Origin of the sequence: Pseudomonas moorei (assembly GCF_042846945.1) — a bacterium.
Classification (GTDB): Bacteria; Pseudomonadota; Gammaproteobacteria; order Pseudomonadales; family Pseudomonadaceae; genus Aquipseudomonas; species Aquipseudomonas moorei.
Window position 1 is genome coordinate 4,170,065 of sequence record NZ_AP035776.1, and the last position, 19,766, is coordinate 4,189,830.

Below are 19,766 nucleotides of genomic sequence, written 5' to 3' on the forward strand. Positions count from 1 at the left end.
TGATGGCGTAGCCATCACAATACAGCCGATGCATTTTTCCTAGATGAATGCCTTGGCTGATGTTGGGACCGCTTCGCGGTCCAGCGGGAGCAAGCGCCCTCGCCACAAGTGCTTTAGGGGCGGTACAAATGCGCATGGCCGGCGCGATACAGCGACGACTCGCTGAAATGGTCACTGCCCAGCACCCGTCCCACCAGAATCAATGCCGTGCGCCGAAACCCCTTGGCCTGAACCTTCCCGGCAATGTTCTCCAGCGTCCCTACCACCCAGTCCTGATCCGGCCAGGTTGCCCGATGAATCACCGCGATCGGACAGTCCGCGCCGTAATGTGGCAGTAATTCGGCCAGGATTTTTTCCAGATGATTGACCCCCAGATGAATCGCCATGGTTGCCCCATGTTGCGCCAGGCTGGCCAATTCTTCGCCGGCCGGCATCACCGTTTTGTCGGCATAGCGGGTCAGGATTACGCTTTGTGAGACATCGGGCAGGGTCAGTTCCGCCCCCAAAAGCGCCGCGCAGGCCGCCGTAGCGGTGACCCCGGGAATGATTTCAAAGGCAATGCCGAGTTCGCGCAGATAGCGAATCTGCTCACCGATCGCGCCGTAGAGGCTCGGGTCGCCGGAATGCACGCGTGCCACGTCTTGACCCTTGGCATCGGCGGCCTTGATCAGGTCGATGATCTGTTCCAGGTGCAGTTCGGCGCTGTTGACCACCTGTTCGGCGCAATGGCCCTGCAGCACAGCGGCGGGCACCAGCGAACCGGCGTAGATGATCACCGGGCAGCTACGAATCAGCCGCTGGCCTTTGACGGTGATCAGCTCGGGGTCGCCTGGACCTGCGCCAATGAAGTAGACGGTCATCGTCGATTCCTGTGGGAAAAGGGGGCTGGGCAGGGCGCCAGATGAAGATTGCTCATGATTGAACGCGCGGATTATCGGGATTTTACGTCGAGCTGGCCAATGCCAGGGTGGCCTGGGCATATTTTTGCCGGGTAATCAGCAACTTGGCCGGCGTCTGGGTCAACTGTTCGGCCAGGGCCAGGGCGGCACTTTCCGCGACACCGTAGCAGCCGGTACGCTCGAAGGCGATCTGCGAATGATGACTGAGTTGAGGCTCATAGCCGGCCAACTGGGCGCTGCTGAAATACGTCAATGGCAGTGAGAGTTGCTCGGCCAGTTCGACAAGGGCTGGTTCGTCGCGCTTCAAATCAATACTCGCCAGGGCCTTGATCTGATGCAGTCCGATCTGATGCGCTTGCAACGCCTGATCAAGCAGCGCCCGCAAAGTACTGACGGGGCAGCCTCGTTGGCAGCCCAGGCCGACCACCAGGGTCGGCGCTGTGCCGGTATCGGTCATGCGTGGTATTGGTCATCGAGCTTGCGGCGGAACAGCCAGGCGCTGATCAGGCCCAGGGCCAGCCAGAATGCGACGTTGGTCAACTGCGAAGCAATTTTGAATTGGGTTTCCAGTGCTTGCGGTGCTAGCATCGAGTGCACTTCCGGCTGCGGCGCGCCAATCACGTGGGGGACGGCAATGATGGCTGCACCCAGGACTTTCATCAGCCAGTGGCGGCTGAACACGATCAATGCGATGCCGACCGCGGTTGAGGCGGCAGTGCCAATCCACCAGGTTTGCCGTTGCGCCAGATCGGCAGCGGCGGTGCCTGGCAGTTCAGGCGGCAGGCCGAGGGTCGGCGCGAGCACGAAGGTCGCGTAACCGGCCAAGCCCCAGAGCAGCCCCTGTGAGGTTTTGGTCGGCGCGCGCAAGGTGTACAGGCCGGCGAGCATCAGGGCGAAACCGACAGCCACCACCAGATTGCCGCCGGTGGTCGACAACACGCGTTGCCAGCCGTTTTCCGGCTCCCAGGCTTCGGCATCGTGGGTGTGAGCGGCGTGTTCATGCATTTCGACCGACGCAGGTTCCGCTTTTTCGTAGGTTTCGGCCTGCAAAATCAGCGGAGCGACCCAGAAACTTTGCAGCAGAGTCAGCAGCAGGGCGGCCAGCAACCCCGTGAAGCCTGCGGTTTGCGCGATACGCTTGATCATGTCGGCGGGTCTCAATGGCACGGGAAGGCGGCGCTGTGACGGGTATCGTGAGCGGCGTTGTGAATCGCTTCGATGTGCGAGAAACCGGCGAAATACACAAGGCACGCGCCGAGGATCGACGCACAAACGGCGGCGGTCAGGCGTTGAGTCAGGGTTGTGGTGCTGCTCGTGGTGGTGCTGTGGTCGGTGGTGCTGATGATCGACATGGCGCTTCCCTCAGTTCTGTCAGCGGGGAATGAGAGCGCATGCAAATCCCTGCACGAGCGAGCGCGCAGAGGTTCGAACAGCGCCCGCCCACCGCGGGTTGTCATTCAGTGATTGTAAGGTTCACTTTGTGTTGCGGGCCGGTCTCCGGGCTCACGAGGGGTGTTGGCTATCGCCTGAACCTGCAAGCATCACCTTCCCATGCCGCACGGGCACAGTGGATCTGACGCTTCGCTCGCTTACCGTTGCGGGGGCAGCACCGGACTGACATGGCTTAAGAGTAAAGCACATGATTCACCGGTTTCCCGTTTCACCCTGTGAAGGGCACCCGTAACAAGGCGTGTAGGAGAGCATGGGCAAGGGTGGGGCGTCAATTGGCAAGCGTTCTCAACTCGGGGCGCAGTTGCTCGCGATGACGGCGTTGAGGCGCTGTAGAACTCAGCATGAACATTGACCCGCCCCAATACGATGCGTAGCCTTGCGCTTTCGAGGTTCTTCGGCGTTTGTCGAAGCTAAGAAGGGAACGCGGTCGAAGCCGCGGCTGCCCCCGCAACTGTGAACGGTGATGTTCGCTGCCACGCCACTGCACGCTCAAGTCCTGAGCCCGCGGGAAGGCGCAGCCAACGCCAGTCAAGCGACTGGCACACCGTCAGCCAGGAGACCTGCCTCGATACAGTTTCTCACTACAACCGGGCGGGGTGATCCGGTGGCGAACGCTTCCGGCGCGCACAGGCGTTGCCGGTACTCGTCCCGTATGCCCGCCACCTTGCCAAAGGGCATTCGATGAAAACACTGGCCAAACTCCCCGTCACCATCGTTACCGGCTTCCTCGGCTCGGGCAAAACCACCTTGCTGCGGCACATGCTCGACAACGCTCAGGGGCGCCGCATTGCGGTGATCGTCAACGAGTTCGGCGAACTGGGCATCGACGGTGAAATCCTCAAACAGTGCTCCATCGGTTGCACCGAAGAAGAAGCCAATGGCCGGGTCTACGAACTGGCCAACGGCTGCCTGTGCTGCACCGTTCAGGAAGAGTTCTTTCCGGTGATGCGCGAACTGGTCGCCCGTCGCGGCGATCTTGACCATATCCTCATCGAAACCTCGGGCCTGGCCCTGCCAAAGCCGCTGGTCCAGGCTTTTCAGTGGCCGGAAATCCGCAGCGCCTGCACCGTCGACGCGGTGATCACCGTGGTCGACAGCCCGGCCGTGGCCGCCGGCACTTTCGCCGCGTTCCCGGATCAGGTGGATGCCCAGCGCAAACTCGACCCGAACCTGGATCACGAATCGCCGCTGCACGAGCTGTTCGCCGACCAGTTGTCCAGCGCTGATCTGGTGATCCTCAACAAGGCTGACCTGATCAGCCCGGAAGACCTGGCCCGCGTCCGCCTGGAAGTCGCCGAAGAGTTGCCGCCAGCGGTCAAGGTCATCGAAGCCAGCAGCGGTCGCCTGCCACTGGACGTGCTGATCGGCCTGGGCGCCGGCTCCGAAGAACACATCGACAGCCGCCACAGCCATCACGATCATCACCACGACGATGACGATCATGACGACCACGATCACGACGCTTTCGATTCTATCTCCATCGAGCTGCCGGCCTCTGACGAAAGCCTGCTGATGGACGCACTGACGCAACTGGTGGTCGAGCACAGCATCCTGCGGGTCAAGGGTTTCGCGGCGATCCCGAACAAACCGATGCGCCTGCTGATCCAGGGCGTGGGCACTCGTTTCGACAAACACTTCGACCGTCAGTGGGGTGGCGAAGAAGAACGCACCACGCGTCTGGTGTTGATCGGCCAGGCGCTGGACGCCGCATTGCTCGAAACGCAATTGCGCGCCGCGCTTAGCGTGTAAGCCATGCACCTGCTCAGGACCCAGCCCGGCGGTTTCGTGTCGGATGACAACATTGCCGACCTTGGGCAAACCCCCGCCGAACTGGTGATCCTGTGCAGCGGTGACTCCAGTCTGGCGCTGCTCGCCGAAGCGGCGCAGCAGTTGCCCGACGATTACCCGACCGTGCGCCTGGCCAACCCGATGCAGGTGCAGAACCATGCCTCGGTCGATCTGTACGTCGACGAAGTGCTGCGCCACGCCAAGGTCATTCTGATTTCGCTGCACGGCGGCATCGCCTATTGGCGTTATGGCGTCGAGCGGTTGGTGGAGCTTTCCCGGCGTGGGGTGCAGCTGATTCTGGTGCCGGGCGATGACCGTCCCGATCCGGAACTCAGCGACCTCAGCACAGTGACCGTACAGGACCGCGAGCGGCTCTGGCACTTCCTGCGCCAGGGAGGCATGGGCAATGCGCTGGACCTGTTTCGCTGCCTGGCCAATCGCTGGCTGGGTCGTGACTACGCCTGGTCCGAGCCGCAAGTCCTGCCACGCACCGCGATCTATCACCCGCACAAAAGTCCCGCGCAACTGAGCGATTGGCAAGCCGAATGGCGGGCCGACCAACCCGTGGCGGCGGTGCTGTTCTACCGCTCGCACTTGCAGGCGGCGAACACCGCTTTCATCGATGTTTTCTGTCAGCGTTTACAGGCAGCGGGGTTGAACCCGTTGCCCATCGCCCTGGCCAGTTTGAAGGAGCCCGGCTGCCTGTCGGTGGTCGAGGACTGGCTTGACGAGATCGGCGCCTCGGTAATTCTCAACACCACCGGTTTCGCCCAGTCGAGTCCTGAAGCCCCGCATTTGCGTCCGTTTCGCCGCAACATCCCGGTGATTCAGGCGATCTGCGCCCAGGATAACGAACCGGGGTGGCGCGCCAGTGAACAAGGGCTCGGCCCGCGTGATCTGGCAATGCATATCGCCCTGCCGGAACTGGACGGGCGGATCATCAGTCGACCGATCAGCTTCAAGGATCTGGCCTGGCGCAGTGAGCGCAGTCAGTCCGATGTAGTCTGCTACCGCGCGCAACCGGAACGCATGGACTTTGTCGCGGAACTGGCGCGGCGCTGGATCGATCTGGCGCGGCTGCCGAATGCCGAAAAACGCATTGCGCTGATCCTCGCCAACTACCCGACCCGCGATGGTCGCATCGGTAACGGCGTCGGCCTTGATACGCCGGCGGCGGCACTGAATATCCTCCGTTCACTGCATGCCGAAGGTTATCCATTGCCGGCGCAGTTGCCGGACAGCGGCACGGCCCTGATCCAACAACTGCTCGGCGGCGTCAGCAACGATCTCGATACCCTCGACCAGCGTCCTTGCCAGCAGAGCCTGGCCATGGACGATTACCTGCAAATGTTCAACGCGCTGCCCGCAGCCAACCGCCAAGCGGTGCTGCAACGCTGGGGCGCGCCCGAGAGCGATCCGATGTGTCGCGGCGGACGGATGATGATTGCCGGGGTGCGTTTCGGCCTGAGCTTCGTCGGCATTCAACCGGCGCGGGGTTATCAGGTGGACCCGAGCGCGGTCTATCACGACCCGGACCTGGTGCCGCCCCACGGCTACCTGGCGTTTTACTTCTGGCTGCGCAACACCTACGGCGCCCACGGCGTGATCCACGTCGGCAAGCATGGCAACCTCGAATGGCTGCCGGGCAAGGGTGTCGGGCTCTCCGAACACTGCTGGCCGGACGCGTTGCTCGGGCCGTTGCCAAATATCTATCCGTTCATCGTCAACGATCCGGGCGAGGGCGCCCAGGCCAAGCGGCGCACCCAAGCGGTGATCATCGACCACTTGATGCCGCCCCTGACCCGCGCTGAAACCTACGGCCCGTTGCGCCATCTCGAGCTGTTGGCGGATGAGTACTACGAAGCGCAACTGCTCGATCCGCGGCGTGCCCGGGAGTTGCAGCGCGACATCCTGCAACTGGTGCGCGACACGCACATCGACCGCGAACTGCAACTGGACGAACAACTCGACAGCGACGCCGACGCGTCGATCTGGTTGCCACGTCTGGACACCTACCTGTGCGACTTGAAGGAGTCGCAGATCCGCGATGGCCTGCACGTGTTCGGCGAGTCACCGACCGGGCGCCTGCGCATCGACACCTTGCTCGCGCTGCTGCGCATTCCTCGGGGTGATGGGCGTGGTGCGCAGTCAAGCCTGCCAAGGGCGTTGGCGAAAGCCTTTGAACTGGGCTTCGATCCGCTCGATTGTGTGCTGGCCGAGCCGTGGAGCGGGCCGCGTCCGATCGAACTGCAAACCGTCACCGACGAAGTCTGGCGCACAGCCGGCGACACCCGCGAACGCCTGGAACTGTTCGCCACACAACTGATCTCGCAGACGCTGAATGCCTCCTGCAGGAGCGAGCCTGCTCGCGATGGTTTATCAGCCACATTGATGCCAACTGACACACCATCGCGAGCAAGTTCGCGCCTACAAGAGGCCGGCTGGACCGAGGTGCAAGCCATCCTCGACAACCTGCGCGAGGTGGTCGCACCACGACTGGACGCCTGTGGCCCCGCCGAAATGCGCGGCCTGCTCGATGCCCTTAGCGGTCGCTTCGTTCCGGCCGGCCCCAGCGGCGCACCGAGTCGCGGGCGCCTGGATGTGCTGCCCACCGGGCGCAACTTCTACTCGGTGGACGTGCGCAACCTGCCGACCACCACCGCATGGCGCATCGGTTTCCAGTCCGCCAACCTGATCCTTGAGCGTCACCTGCAAGACCATGGTGATCACTTGCGTCAGCTCGGCCTGTCGGTATGGGGTACCGCGACCATGCGCACCGGCGGCGACGACATCGCCCAGGCCATGGCGCTGATGGGCGTGCGTCCGGTATGGGCGACGGGCAGCCAGCGGGTCGACGATTTTGAAATCCTGCCGCTGAGTTTGCTCGATCGCCCGCGGGTCGACGTGACGTTGCGTGTCTCGGGTTTCTTCCGCGACGCCTTTGCCAATCTGATCCGCCTGTTCGACGCCGCCGTGCAGGCGGTTGCCGCACTGGACGAGCCGGACGACCTCAACCCCCTGGCGGCCAAGGTTCGCGCCGAGCGTGAAGCGTTGTTGCAATCGGGGCTCGACGAAGACGCGGCCAGACGCCAGGCCGGTTGGCGCATCTTCGGTGCCAAGCCTGGCGCGTATGGCGCGGGTGTGCAGGGCGCCATCGACGGTCGCCTGTGGCAGAGCCGCGAGGATCTGGCCGAGGTGTATCTGAACTGGGGCGGCTATGCCTACGGTGGCTCCGACGAAGGCACCGCCGCCCGCGAGCAGTTCGCCCAGCGCCTGAGCCAGGTGCAAGCGGTGCTGCAAAACCAGGACAACCGCGAACACGATTTGCTCGACTCCAATGACTATTACCAGTTCCAGGGCGGCATGCTGGCCGCCGTGGAAAATCTCAGTGGTGCGACGGCGGCCAGCTATCACGGTGACCATAGCCAGCCGGACCTGCCGAAAATCCGCACGCTCAAGGAAGAACTGAGCCGGGTCATCCGCTCTCGGGCAGCCAATCCGAAGTGGATCGAAGGCGTCAAACGTCACGGCTACAAAGGCGCGTTTGAAATGGCCGCGACGGTCGACAACCTGTTCGCCTTCGATGCCACCACGCAATTGATCGACGATCACCAATACGCGCTGCTGGCGGATGCCTATTTGCTTGACGCCAACACCCGTGACTTCGTTCGCGAGCACAATCCCCATGCCTTGCGCGACATGACCGAACGCATGCTCGAAGCGCAACAGCGGGGGATGTGGAAAGAGCCGGGCGCGTATCGCGAGGCACTGGAGAATCTGTTGCTGGATATAGAAGAAGACAGTTGAAACACCGCCGACCCTGTAGGAGCGAGCTTGCTAGCGATGGAGCGTCAGTCGCCTCAATAGCCACTGACGCAGCGCCTTCGCGAGAAGGCTCATTCCCACAGGGATCAAGGTGTTTGTGAAATCACCGACCATGACCGAGATTGAACAATGACCGATACCCCCCATTTCCCGCTCTCCGCCGTGGTCGGCGCCGACGATTTGAAACTCGCGCTGTGCCTCACCGCCATCGACCCGAAGATCGGCGGTGTGTTGATCGAAGGCCCGCGCGGCATGGCCAAGTCGACCCTGGCCCGTGGCCTGGCGGACCTGCTGGCCAGCGGTCAGTTTGTCACCTTGCCGTTGGGCGCCACCGAAGAACGCCTGGTGGGCACACTCGATCTCGACGCTGCATTGAGCGAAGGTCGCGCGCAATTTTCCCCGGGCGTGCTGGCCAAGGCCGACGGTGGCGTGCTTTACGTCGATGAAGTCAACCTGCTGCCCGACCACCTCGTCGATCTGCTGCTCGACGTGGCGGCCAGTGGCACCAATCTGGTCGAGCGCGACGGCATTTCCCACCGGCATTCGGCGAAGTTCGTGCTGATCGGCACCATGAACCCGGAGGAGGGTGAGCTGCGCCCACAACTGCTCGATCGATTTGGCTTGAACGTCGCCCTCGGTGGTCACACCGCGCCGGCCGAGCGCGGGCAGATCATCCGGCGGCGCCTGGACTTCGACAGCGATCCGCACGGCTTCTGCGCCGAGTGGGAGAGCCGCCAGCAGGCGTTGCGCGAGCGTTGCCAGCAGGCTCGCAGCACGTTGGCCAGCATTGCCCTGGACGATGACACCCTGGCGCAGATTACCGAGCGTTGTTTTGCCGCCGGGGTCGACGGTTTGCGCGCCGACCTGGTCTGGTTGCGGGCGGCGCGGGCCCATGCCGCCTGGCGTGGGGTGGGTGCCATCGCCGTCGAAGATATCGATGCGGTCGCCGAATTTGCATTGCGCCATCGTCGTCGTGAGCCAACGCCACCGGCCCCACAACAGCAGCAGTCCCACGCCAGTCAACAGTCAAACCCGGACTCAGGCCAGGGACAGTGGGGTGAAATGCCTGTCCAGGCGCTGCCGGTCGGGGCTCGCCGTGAAGTGCCGAGCTGGCCAAAAAAGCCCTAGGCATTCGCCCTCGCTCTGACGCGGGGGCGAATGCCAGACCCCGCGCCGGACGCCTCGACCACGGCAAGCAGGGCAAACGTCAGGCCGCGCGCGACGGGGCGGTCAATTGGCCCGGTACGTTGCTGAACGGCCGGCCACGTCAGCGCGACGACCTGTTGTTCCACCTGCGTACCCGTTCCGCCCATGAGCTGTGGCTGGTGATCGTCGATGCGTCGGCGTCGACGAGACGGCATCAGGCCTTGAGTGACGCCAAAGGCTTGCTGGCACAGCTGTTCGACGATGCTTACCGCCAACGCGCGCGGCTGGGCCTGCTGACAGCCAGCGGGACGCAGCCGAAATGGCAGGTGCAAGGGTTGAAGGCATCCAGCGGATTGCGCACGTGGCTCGACGGACTCGGTGCCGGCGGTGGCACGCCGTTGCTGGCGGCGTTGAGTGAAGCGGGGCGCTGGCTGGGAGCGCGGCACAAGCGCTTCCCGGCGGAGCAGCAACGGTTGCTGATAGTGACCGATGGCCGCTTGAAGGACTGGCCGACGTTGCCCGCGCTCGATTGTCCGGGGCTGGTCATCGACATCGAGCGCGGGCCGATTCGCCTCGGGCGCAGCCGGGTCCTGGCGGCGCAGCTTCAGGCTGAGTATCGGCATATCGACGGGTTGCTGCCCGGCTGAGAGGTGCGGTGTGCGGGCTCTCGTCATCGTCGGAATGTCGACCGGAGCAAGGTCGCTCCCACAATGGTCCGGGTGAAGCACAGACTCGATTGACAGCGGATGCCCCATGCTCGCGAAGAGGGTCCTCGGACATCCCGCTTTCCTGACTACTACAGATTTTGTAATGATTTTCGGCTGTAGGAATTATCCCGATCACCTGTACGATCCAAGTCCTTTTTCCATTCAGGATTTGCATGAACACCTTCACGGAGCCCCCCGGCTACCCTTTCCCTTCGCGCCAATGCGCGCTCCTGACGCACGCCATACACCCGGTCTTCGACCATTCAAACGCCCTTGTTTTTGCAGTTTCACGGCCATTGCGCCGCGCCTTGCCGTGCCCGGCATTCTGAATTCACTGACGAGATCGAGACGTTTACATGGAATGGATAGCTGACCCCACCGCTTGGCTGGGTATGTTGACGCTGATTGTGCTGGAACTGGTGTTGGGCATCGATAACCTGGTGTTTATCGCGATCCTCGCGGACAAATTGCCGCCTGAGCAGCGCGACCGTGCGCGCATCATTGGTTTGTCCCTGGCGTTGTTGATGCGTCTGGGCTTGCTCGCGAGTATCTCGTGGCTAGTGACGTTGACCCAACCGCTGTTCGAGGTGTTCGACAAGAGCTTCTCCGGCCGTGACCTGATCATGCTGTTTGGCGGTGTGTTCCTGTTGTTCAAGGCCACCATGGAGCTGCACGAACGCCTCGAAGGGCATGTCGGCCAGCGCTCCTCCCATACGGCCTACGCCTTGTTCTGGCCGATCGTGGCGCAAATCGTGGTGCTCGATGCCGTGTTCTCCCTCGATGCGGTGATTACCGCTGTGGGCATGGTCGATGAACTGGCGGTGATGATGATCGCGGTGATCATTTCCATCGGCCTGATGATCGTTGCGAGCAAGCCGCTGACCCGTTTCGTCAACGCGCACCCGACGGTGATCATGCTGTGTCTGGGCTTCTTGATGATGATCGGTTTTGCGCTGACCGCCGAGGGCCTGGGCTTCCACATTCCCAAGGGCTACCTGTACGCGGCCATCGGTTTCTCGATCCTGATCGAGGTGTTCAACCAGATTGCCCGGGCTCGCCGCAAGCGCTCGATGCAGGGCCTGCGACCGATGCGCGAGCGCACGGCTCATGCAGTAATGCGTTTGCTGGGCGGTCGCAAACTGGCCGTGGAGGAGGTCGGTGAAGACATTGCCGACCTGTTGGACAACGGCGAAGCACCGACTGAAGAACTGTTCGACCGTCGCGAGCGGGTGATGATCAGCGGCGTGTTGCAACTGGCTGAACGGCCGATCCGTACCCTGATGACCGTGCGCGCCGACGTCGATCATATCGACCTGACCGATGACGCCGAGGCCATTCGTACAAGGTTGATGCATTCGTCCTGCTCGCGTCTGCCATTGATTCGTGACGGTGCCGTGGATGAACCGTTGGGCTTCGTGCACAAGAAGGAACTGCTGAAGGAATACCTGGCCGGTAACGAGCCTGATCTTGCGCACCTGGCGCGCCAGACCATCAACTTGCTGGACAGCTATTCGATCCTCAATGCCCTGGAGCAGATGCGCAAGGCATCGACCCACATCGCCTTTGTGGTCAATGAATTCGGGGATTTCGTCGGCGTGCTGACCATGACCGACATTCTGGAGTCGATTGCCGGCGAGTTACCCGATGCCAGCGAAATCGAAGGCCCGGATGTGCACGAGGACAATGGCGGGTTTGTGGTCAGTGGTGCCTTGAACCTGGCGCGGGTGCGGCAACGCACAGGGTTTGCCGCGCAACCGACGGACGACTATCAAACCCTCGCCGGGTTGGTGATGAGTTTGTTGGATCGCCTGCCGATGATCGGTGACAGCCATGAGTGGCAGGGCTGGCGCATGACCGTCCTCAAGGTCGAAGAGCGGCGGGTGACGCGAGTGTTTCTGGCGCGTGTCGACGGGTGATGTTGGGGCGGGCCCGAGGGCACTGCGCTGGCATATCCGTGCCTACAGGCTGTTGATGTATCTGTAGGCACGGCTTGACCGATGAGGCCCAGATGTCGTGGCGGTGTTCACTCCGTGTCGGTCTGTTGGCGTGTTACTTGTCGCCTGGCAAAACAGTCTGGGTCACCGGGTAGGCGAACGATTCTTCGTTAATGTTTACCGTCGCATAAACGGTTTGCGCCTCTCCGGGTTTGAGTGGCGCAGGGACATTGGGCAAGCGGCCGATGGCTTTGCCTGGCCGCCAGTAAATAACGTTCAAGCCAACAAAATGCGGCAACAGCGTTGGCGCGCGAAAGGTATCGCCCGATGGAACCGAAAAGAGGGTGGTAACGGAATTTTTTATCGGGAAGAAAATTGCACCCGGATAGGTTCCGCATAACGGGTAGTTCGGTGTGCCGCGAACGCACTTGACCGCAGGCTCTTGCCCAACGACCAGTCTGGTAGGAGGCGAACTGATTCCATTTACAAACACCGAGAACGAAATCCCCCTGCCTGGCAGGCTCGAGAGGTTCAACTGAGTCATCGTGAAATCTCCGTTGGCAAGCGTGGTTGCCTGTCTCAGGATATCTCCGTCGCTTGTTAACGCCGTTACCATGAACGGCCCCGCCGAGTCGACGCCGACGATAGTTCCCGCAATGGATGTGTCGCTTTTGGACAGTGGCGTCGTGACACAAACTTCCGCACCGTTTTGGCCAATGTACTTTGCGCTGACGAGGCTCGCGCATTCTTCGTTTACCGTGGCAATGCTGTTGGTCTGTTCGATGTCGCAACCCGATAAAAAAGTCCCGAGTGCGGTAGTTATAAAAAACATCCTTGCTGTATTCACATTTAATTCCCTGGAGAGGCGATGTTTATAAGTGACATGCCGAGCCAGTATTTCCTCAGGGCTTGCGGGGCGTCTACTGTCAGAGTTGACAGGTTGGCAAGGGTTTTGACTGCTTGATGTACTCACCGCCATGCCGCGTGAGTGTCGGTTTGCGTGACACGCACTGCTTCCCGCGCACTCAAACGAAGCGCATTGCCCACGACCTGTAGCCAACGGTAGCACCCGCTCGTTGAGTGACCAGGTAACGCCAGCGACGGCGTTTCCATGCATGCCGTTGATTCAATTGAGCTTTCAGTTGCACTAGGTTTTCCCTGCGAGGCTGTGGCACACTTTCTGCTGTCTATTCCGTTGTTACATACCAAGTTCCGGTATAGCGGAATAAACATCATCCTGGAGTGCTTGCCATGCATCGCCGACCTTCCTTGTTCAAAGCGTGTGTTTTTCTGTTTGCAGCCTCTGCAGCTGCCGTGGGCGTGGCCCAGGCGGCCGACAGCAAGCTCGATAGCGTTCTGGCCCGCGGCAAACTGATCGTGGGCACCGGCAGCACTAACGCGCCGTGGCACTTTCAGGGGGCGGATGGCAAGTTGCAGGGTTTCGATATCGATATCGGGCACATGATTGCCAAGGGCTTGTTCAACGACCCGAGCAAGGTTGAATACGTGGTGCAGTCTTCCGATGCGCGGATTCCCAACTTGCTGACCGACAAGGTCGACATCAGTTGCCAGTTCATCACCGTGACCGCCAGCCGTGCCCAGCAAGTGGCGTTCACGCTGCCGTACTACCGCGAAGGTGTTGGCCTGTTGTTGCCAGCCAACAGCAAGTACAAGGAAATCGATGACATGAAGGCCGCCGGTGACAGCCTCACCGTGGCCGTGTTGCAAAACGTCTATGCCGAGGAATTGGTGCATCAGGCGTTGCCCAAGGCCAAGGTCGATCAGTACGACAGCGTGGACCTGATGTACCAAGCGGTGAACTCGGGCCGTGCCGACGCGGCAGCCACCGACCAGTCCTCGGTGAAATACCTGATGGTGCAAAACCCCGGTCGCTACCGCAGCCCGGCCTACGCCTGGAGCCCGCAGACCTACGCGTGTGCCGTGAAACGCGGCGATCAGGATTGGCTGAACTTCGTCAATACCACGCTGCATGAAGCCATGACCGGTGTTGAGTTCCCGGCTTACGCGGCGTCGTTCAAGCAGTGGTTTGGTGTCGATCTGCCTACTCCGGCGATTGGCTTCCCTGTCGAATTCAAATGATCCCGTGAGAGTGGGGCGCCGAAATGCGCCCCGCTCAAGGTACTGCCAACCATGAACTATCAGTTGAACTTTGCCGCGGTGTGGCGCGATTTCGACACCTTGCTGGCGGGGCTCGGCCTGGGCCTCGAACTGGCGTTGGTATCGATCGCCATCGGTTGCGTGATCGGCCTGATGATGGCGTTTGCTTTGCTGTCGAAGCACCGCGCATTGCGGGTGCTGGCATCGGTGTATGTGACGGTGATTCGCAACACGCCGATTCTGGTGTTGATTCTGTTGATCTACTTTGCCTTGCCGAGTCTCGGCATCCGGCTGGACAAGATTCCCTCGTTCATCATCACGCTGTCGCTGTACGCCGGTGCGTATCTGACCGAAGTGTTCCGTGGCGGGCTGCTGAGCATTCCCAAGGGCCAGCGTGAAGCGGGGCTGGCGATCGGCCTGGGCGAGTGGCAGGTCAAGGCTTACGTCACTGTGCCGGTGATGTTGCGCAATGTGTTGCCGGCCTTGTCGAACAACTTCATTTCGCTGTTCAAGGACACTTCGCTGGCCGCCGCGATTGCCGTGCCGGAGCTGACCTATTACGCGCGCAAGATCAATGTCGAGAGCTACCGGGTGATCGAAACTTGGCTGGTGACCACGGCGCTCTATGTCGCGGCCTGTTACCTCATTGCCATGATGCTGCGTTACCTCGAGCAGCGCCTGGCGATCCGCCGATAGGAGGCCCCATGTACGAATCCCCCAGTTGGTTGCATGAGTTGTGGGTCGCCCGGGAAGTGCTGTGGCAAGGCTTTCTGACCAGTGTTCAGGTGTCGGCCCTGGCGATTTTGCTCGGCACCGTGGTCGGCGTATTCGCCGGTCTGGTGTTGACCTACGGCAAGTTCTGGATGCGCGCGCCGTTTCGTTTCTACGTGGACGTGATTCGCGGTACCCCGGTGTTTGTGCTGGTGCTGGCCTGCTTCTATATGGCGCCGGCACTGGGCTGGCAGATCAGCGCGTTTCAGGCAGGTGCACTGGGCCTGACGCTGTTTTGCGGTTCCCACGTCGCCGAGATCGTGCGCGGTGCACTGCAAGCATTGCCCCGTGGGCAGATGGAAGCGAGCAAGGCCATCGGCCTGACGTTCTACCAGGCCCTCGGTTACGTGCTATTGCCCCAGGCACTGCGGCAAATCCTGCCGACCTGGGTCAACTCGTCCACCGAGATCGTCAAGGCCTCGACGCTGCTGTCGGTGATCGGCGTGGCCGAATTGCTGCTCAGCACCCAGCAGATCATCGCCCGGACCTTCATGACCCTGGAGTTTTACCTGTTCGCCGGTTTTCTGTTTTTTGTCATCAACTACGGCATCGAATTACTCGGCCGGCACATTGAAAAGCGGGTGGCCCTGCCATGAGTCAAGTACAACAATCCAACGTCCCGAGCGGACAGCCTCTGCTGGACATTCGCGGCCTGCATAAACAATACGGCCCGCTGGAAGTGCTCAAGGGCGTCGACCTGACGATGCAGCGCGGCAACGTGGTCACGCTGATCGGCTCCAGCGGCTCGGGCAAGACCACGCTGCTGCGCTGCGTGAACATGCTCGAGGAGTTTCAGGGCGGGCAGATCATGCTCGACGGCGAATCCATCGGGTATGACGAGGTCAATGGCAAACGCATCCGTCACCCGGAAAAAGTCATCGCCCGTCATCGCGCCATGACTGGCATGGCGTTCCAGCAATTCAACCTGTTCCCGCACCTCACCGCGTTGCAGAACGTCACCCTGGGCTTGCTTAAGGTGAAAAAACTGCACAAGGACGAGGCCGTGGCGCTGGCGGAAAAATGGCTGGAACGCGTCGGTTTGCTGGAACGTCGCGATCACTATCCTGGCCAGCTGTCCGGCGGTCAGCAGCAGCGCGTGGCGATTGCCCGGGCGATTGCGATGAACCCGAGCCTGATGCTGTTCGACGAAGTGACTTCGGCGCTGGACCCTGAGCTGGTCGGCGAAGTGCTCAACGTCATCAAGGGACTGGCCGAAGACGGCATGACCATGCTGCTGGTGACCCACGAAATGCGCTTCGCTTTCGAAGTCTCGGACAAGATCGTGTTCATGAATCAGGGGCGCATCGAAGAGCAGGGGCCGCCCAAGGAACTGTTCGAGCGTCCGAAATCGCCACGCCTGGCGGAATTCCTCAAGAACACGCGCTTTTAAACATTCGATTTTCAATCAGGAGAAACACTCATGAGCATTACTCGTTACGGCACCGGCAGCACCGCCGCTGGCGGTCAGCCTCGCCCGTTCGCCCGAGCCGTTGAAGCCGATGGCTGGCTGCACGTTTCCGGGCAGGTGCCGGCGGTGGATGGCGAGATCATTACCGGCGGCATCGTCGAGCAGACCCACCAGACCATGAAGAACCTGATCGCGATTCTGCAAGAGGCCGGTTATGGCCTGGAAGATGTGGTGCGTGCAGGCGTGTGGCTGGAGGACCCGCGGGATTTCACCAGTTTCAACAAGGTCTTCTCCGAGTACTTCAAACCCGAACACGCCCCGGCCCGGGCCTGCGTGCAGGCGAACATGATGGTCGACTGCAAGGTCGAGATCGACTGCATCGCGTACAAGAAAAAGGCTTGAATCGAGTCGCGCCCATCGCGGGCAAGCCACGCTCCCACAGGTTTTGCAGGCTGGCACAGATTGCAGATACACCATCAACACCTGTGGGCGCTGGCTTGCCAGCGAAGACGGCCTAACAGTCGTTACCGCACTCTCGGTAAACTCCCGGCACTTTGAATGGGAACCACTGACATGACCGAAGACACCATCAAACGCCGGGCGCGCGGTCTGGACCGGGCGTTCGACATCCTCGATTTCCTCAAGGAGATCGGCCAGCCCCTGCGCCCGAATGAAATCGCCAGTGGCATCGGCAGCCCCAAATCCACGGTCTACGAACTGGTGGCCTCGTTGCTGGAGCGACGGATTCTGGAGCCGGTGGGCAAGGACGGTCACGTTTACCTGGGGCGCCAGCTGTACTTTCTCGGACAGGCGCATCTGCGCCATTTCGACCTGACCCGCGAGGCCGATCACGCCTTGCAGGAAATCGTCAGCCAAACCCATGAAACCGCGCAGATGTGCCTGCTCAACGGGCGCAAATACACCGTGGCGTTGATGAAAGAGGGGGAGCGGCATTTCCGTATCTCCTCGGACATCGGCGAAAACGCACCGATCCCCTGGACTGCGTCCGGGCGCCTGTTGCTGGCGCACCTGAGCGACCAGGAAATCATCGATCTGATCGACCATGACGACTTCATCCTGCCCGATGGTGAACGCCTGCCGCTGGAGCAGTTTCTCAAGGAAATCCGTCAGGCCGGCATCGATGGTTTTTTCTCCTTCGATAGCGTCGCCGACACCTTTACCCATTGCTTCGCCGCGCCGGTCAAAGACCCCGGCGGCGTGGCCATCGCGACCCTGTGCATCGTCGCCCCCCGGGCCGATGCAAAGAAAAATTACGACGACTACCGCCGGGTGCTGATCGAAAGCGCCAACAGCCTGGCCCGTCGCATCAACGAATAACAGCGGCTGCTTGCGGCCGCGAATGTGAGGAGTTCGACCATGACTACTGCCGAAAATACCGCCGCCGTGGAAAAGGGTTTTGCCCGCACGGGCGCCAGTCTTGTCCGTGACGTCAGCCTGCCCGCGCTGGTGCTGCATCGTGAAGCGCTGGAGCACAACATTCGCTGGATGCAGGATTTCGTCAGCAACAGCGGCGCCGAGCTCGCGCCCCACGGCAAGACCAGCATGACCCCGGCGCTGTTTCGCCGGCAGCTGGACGCCGGTGCCTGGGGCATTACCCTGGCCAGCGCCACGCAAACCCGCGCCGCCTATGCCCATGGTGTGCGTCGGGTGCTGATGGCCAACCAACTGGTCGGCACACCGAACATGGCGCTGATCGCCGATCTGCTGGCCGATCCGACGTTCGACTTCTACTGCATGGTCGATCACCCGGACAACGTTGCCGACCTCGGCGCGTATTTCGCCTCGCGCGGTGTGCGCTTGAACGTGATGATCGAGTACGGCGTGGTCGGCGGGCGTTGCGGCTGCCGCAGCGAACAGGAAGTGATCGACCTGGCGAAAGCCATCGCCGCGCAACCGGCACTGGCCCTGACCGGGATCGAAGGCTATGAAGGGGTGATTCATGGTGATCACGCCATCAGCGGCATTCGTGCGTTCGCCGGTTCCCTGGTGCGCCTGGCGGTGCAGTTGCAGGACAGCAGTGCGTTCGCAATCGCCAAGCCGATCATCACCGCGTCAGGCTCGGCCTGGTATGACCTGATCGCCGAGGAATTCGAAGCGCAGAACGCTGCAGGGCGCTTCCTCAGCGTGCTGCGTCCTGGCAGTTATGTCGCCCACGACCATGGCATCTACAAGGAGGCGCAATGCTGCGTGCTCGACCGCCGCAGCGACCTGCACGAAGGGTTGCGCCCGGCGCTGGAAGTCTGGGCGCACGTGCAGTCGCTGCCGGAGCCGGGCTTCGCGGTGATTGCCCTGGGCAAGCGTGACGTGGCCTACGACGCCGGTTTGCCGGTGCCATTGCTGCGTTACAAGGCCGGCGTGCTGCCCGCCAAAGGCGACGACGTGAGTGCCTGCAAGGTGACGGCGGTGATGGACCAGCATGCATTCATGACCGTGGCGCCGGGCGTCGAGTTGCGGGTAGGCGACATCATTTCGTTCGGCACTTCGCACCCGTGCCTGACGTTCGACAAGTGGCGCACGGGGTGTCTGGTGGATGAGCAATTGAACGTCATCGAAACCATGGAAACCTGTTTCTAAGGTTTGAGACTGCGCAGAGCCCTTCGCTGGCCTGCCAGCGAAGAGGCCCGACCAGACAACAAAGAACACCAGAGACCCCCACAACCATGAACACCCTCAACACCCTGGGTCCCCACGCCCCGCGCATCGCCCTGATCGGCGAATGCATGATCGAGCTGCAACACCGCGCCGATGGCAGCCTGCAACAGAGCTTCGGTGGCGATACCTTGAACACGGCGGTGTACCTGTCCCGAGAATTGGCCGGCGCTGGCACGGTGGACTACGTCACGGCCCTGGGCGATGACAGTTTCAGCGATGCCATGTGCCAGAGCTGGGCCGAGGAAAACATCGGCCTGGGCATGGTCCAGCGCCTGCCCGGACGCTTGCCAGGGCTGTATTGCATCCAGACCGACGCCGCTGGCGAGCGTCGTTTTCTCTACTGGCGCAATGAAGCGGCGGTTCGTGATTGCTTCACTACGCCGGCGGCCGCGCCGATCCTGGCGGCGCTTCCGGACTATGACGTGCTGTATTTCAGCGGCATTACCCTGGCGGTACTGGGCGTGAAGGGCCGGGAAAAGTTGCTGGAAACCCTGATCCAGGCCCGGCAGCGCGACGCCCGAATCGTCTTCGACAACAACTACCGGCCACGGCTGTGGGGCTCGGTCGAGGACGCGCGGGCGGCCTATCGCAGCGTGCTGCCTTATGTCGACCTGGCGTTGTTGACCGTCGATGACGAACAGGCGCTGTTCCACTTCTCCGATTGCGCGGCGGTGTTTGACGCCTATGAGCAGATCGGCACACCCGAAGTGGTGCTCAAGCGTGGCGCCGAGGCGTGCCTGATTCGGTGTGAGGGGGAGGCGTTCGAAGTGCCGGCGCAGAAAGTCGAGCGCGTAGTGGACACCACGGCGGCGGGGGATTCGTTCAGTGCGGCGTACCTGGCAGCGCGGCTCAAGGGCGCTAGCCCGGTCGAAGCGGCCGAGGCGGGGCACCGGTTGGCGAGTCGGGTGATCCAGGTGCCGGGGGCGCTTATTCCCAGACCTTGAAATGCATGCCCTGTGGCGAGGGAGTTTACTCCCGCTCGGCTGCGCAGCAGTCGCAAATCCTTTGAACTCGATTTTTCAGGCAGATCAAGGTTGCAGGTTTT

At 61.7% G+C, this 19,766-nt stretch carries 18 protein-coding genes and 2 riboswitches; of the genes, 13 read left to right on the plus strand and 5 right to left on the minus strand.

From position 1 onward, the window contains the following. Positions 1–113: 113 nt before the first annotated feature. From cobM to ACGJAX_RS19660, 4 genes are all read right to left on the minus strand, one after another. The gene (cobM, locus tag ACGJAX_RS19645) at positions 114–860 is read right to left on the minus strand and encodes a precorrin-4 C(11)-methyltransferase (RefSeq protein WP_390955790.1); all 747 of its coding nucleotides are present in this window, start codon (positions 858–860) and stop codon (positions 114–116) included. Positions 861–942: 82 nt separating this feature from the next. After that, entirely contained in the window at positions 943–1,356 is a 414-nt protein-coding gene (locus ACGJAX_RS19650) for a cobalamin biosynthesis protein (protein WP_390955792.1), read from the minus strand. Further along, positions 1,353–2,045: a CbtA family protein gene (locus ACGJAX_RS19655; RefSeq protein ID WP_390955793.1), complete on the minus strand. Its 693-nt coding sequence runs from the start codon at positions 2,043–2,045 to the stop codon at positions 1,353–1,355. Before ACGJAX_RS19655 ends, ACGJAX_RS19650 begins: the two co-directional genes overlap by 4 nt. Before the next feature lie 11 nt (positions 2,046–2,056). After that, positions 2,057–2,251, minus strand: coding sequence for a CbtB-domain containing protein (locus ACGJAX_RS19660; RefSeq protein ID WP_390955794.1), 195 nt, complete (start codon positions 2,249–2,251; stop codon positions 2,057–2,059). Positions 2,252–2,369: 118 nt separating this feature from the next. After that, positions 2,370–2,596: riboswitch (cobalamin riboswitch) on the minus strand. Positions 2,597–2,721: 125 nt separating this feature from the next. After that, positions 2,722–2,934, plus strand: a riboswitch (cobalamin riboswitch). 98 nt (positions 2,935–3,032) lie between these two features. On the opposite strand from ACGJAX_RS19660, the gene cobW reads away from it, so the two are divergent. From cobW to ACGJAX_RS19685, 5 genes are all read left to right on the plus strand, one after another. After that, complete coding sequence (gene cobW, locus ACGJAX_RS19665) at positions 3,033–4,100, plus strand: cobalamin biosynthesis protein CobW (protein ID WP_196586166.1); 1,068 nt, start codon at positions 3,033–3,035, stop codon at positions 4,098–4,100. A gap of 3 nt (positions 4,101–4,103) precedes the next feature. Continuing rightward, a complete protein-coding gene (cobN, locus tag ACGJAX_RS19670) occupies positions 4,104–7,946 on the plus strand; it encodes a cobaltochelatase subunit CobN (protein WP_390955795.1) in 3,843 nt (1,280 codons plus the stop codon). A 147-nt stretch (positions 7,947–8,093) separates the two neighbouring features. Continuing rightward, positions 8,094–9,092, plus strand: a complete 999-nt coding sequence (locus ACGJAX_RS19675; RefSeq protein WP_390955796.1) for an AAA family ATPase — start codon at positions 8,094–8,096, stop codon at positions 9,090–9,092. A gap of 119 nt (positions 9,093–9,211) precedes the next feature. Further along, the gene (locus ACGJAX_RS19680; RefSeq protein WP_346348935.1) at positions 9,212–9,757 is read left to right on the plus strand and encodes a VWA domain-containing protein; all 546 of its coding nucleotides are present in this window, start codon (positions 9,212–9,214) and stop codon (positions 9,755–9,757) included. A 416-nt stretch (positions 9,758–10,173) separates the two neighbouring features. Continuing rightward, positions 10,174–11,733, plus strand: a complete 1,560-nt coding sequence (locus ACGJAX_RS19685; protein ID WP_390955798.1) for a TerC family protein — start codon at positions 10,174–10,176, stop codon at positions 11,731–11,733. Positions 11,734–11,866: 133 nt separating this feature from the next. Here the strand turns inward: ACGJAX_RS19685 and ACGJAX_RS19690 are convergent, their stop codons facing one another. Further along, a complete protein-coding gene (locus ACGJAX_RS19690; RefSeq protein WP_390955799.1) occupies positions 11,867–12,598 on the minus strand; it encodes a hypothetical protein in 732 nt (243 codons plus the stop codon). A gap of 404 nt (positions 12,599–13,002) precedes the next feature. Between ACGJAX_RS19690 and ACGJAX_RS19695 the strand changes: the two genes are divergently transcribed. The 8 genes from ACGJAX_RS19695 to ACGJAX_RS19730 all read left to right on the plus strand — a co-directional run bounded on the left by ACGJAX_RS19695 (position 13,003) and on the right by ACGJAX_RS19730 (position 19,665). Next, positions 13,003–13,851, plus strand: coding sequence for a transporter substrate-binding domain-containing protein (locus tag ACGJAX_RS19695; protein WP_047529745.1), 849 nt, complete (start codon positions 13,003–13,005; stop codon positions 13,849–13,851). Positions 13,852–13,902: 51 nt separating this feature from the next. Then, complete coding sequence (locus tag ACGJAX_RS19700) at positions 13,903–14,565, plus strand: amino acid ABC transporter permease (protein ID WP_008015908.1); 663 nt, start codon at positions 13,903–13,905, stop codon at positions 14,563–14,565. Positions 14,566–14,573: 8 nt separating this feature from the next. Further along, positions 14,574–15,236, plus strand: coding sequence for an amino acid ABC transporter permease (locus ACGJAX_RS19705; RefSeq protein ID WP_047529742.1), 663 nt, complete (start codon positions 14,574–14,576; stop codon positions 15,234–15,236). Next, a complete protein-coding gene (locus ACGJAX_RS19710; RefSeq protein ID WP_390955800.1) occupies positions 15,233–16,030 on the plus strand; it encodes an ATP-binding cassette domain-containing protein in 798 nt (265 codons plus the stop codon). The genes ACGJAX_RS19705 and ACGJAX_RS19710 overlap by 4 nt, the downstream gene beginning before the upstream one ends. A 30-nt stretch (positions 16,031–16,060) precedes the next feature. Continuing rightward, entirely contained in the window at positions 16,061–16,450 is a 390-nt protein-coding gene (locus ACGJAX_RS19715) for a RidA family protein (RefSeq protein ID WP_047529738.1), read from the plus strand. Between the two features lie 171 nt (positions 16,451–16,621). After that, positions 16,622–17,386: an IclR family transcriptional regulator gene (locus ACGJAX_RS19720; RefSeq protein ID WP_090322683.1), complete on the plus strand. Its 765-nt coding sequence runs from the start codon at positions 16,622–16,624 to the stop codon at positions 17,384–17,386. 39 nt (positions 17,387–17,425) lie between these two features. Next, complete coding sequence (locus ACGJAX_RS19725; RefSeq protein WP_390955802.1) at positions 17,426–18,643, plus strand: alanine racemase; 1,218 nt, start codon at positions 17,426–17,428, stop codon at positions 18,641–18,643. Between the two features lie 86 nt (positions 18,644–18,729). Then, positions 18,730–19,665, plus strand: coding sequence for a PfkB family carbohydrate kinase (locus ACGJAX_RS19730; RefSeq protein WP_390955803.1), 936 nt, complete (start codon positions 18,730–18,732; stop codon positions 19,663–19,665). Positions 19,666–19,766: the final 101 nt, after the last annotated feature.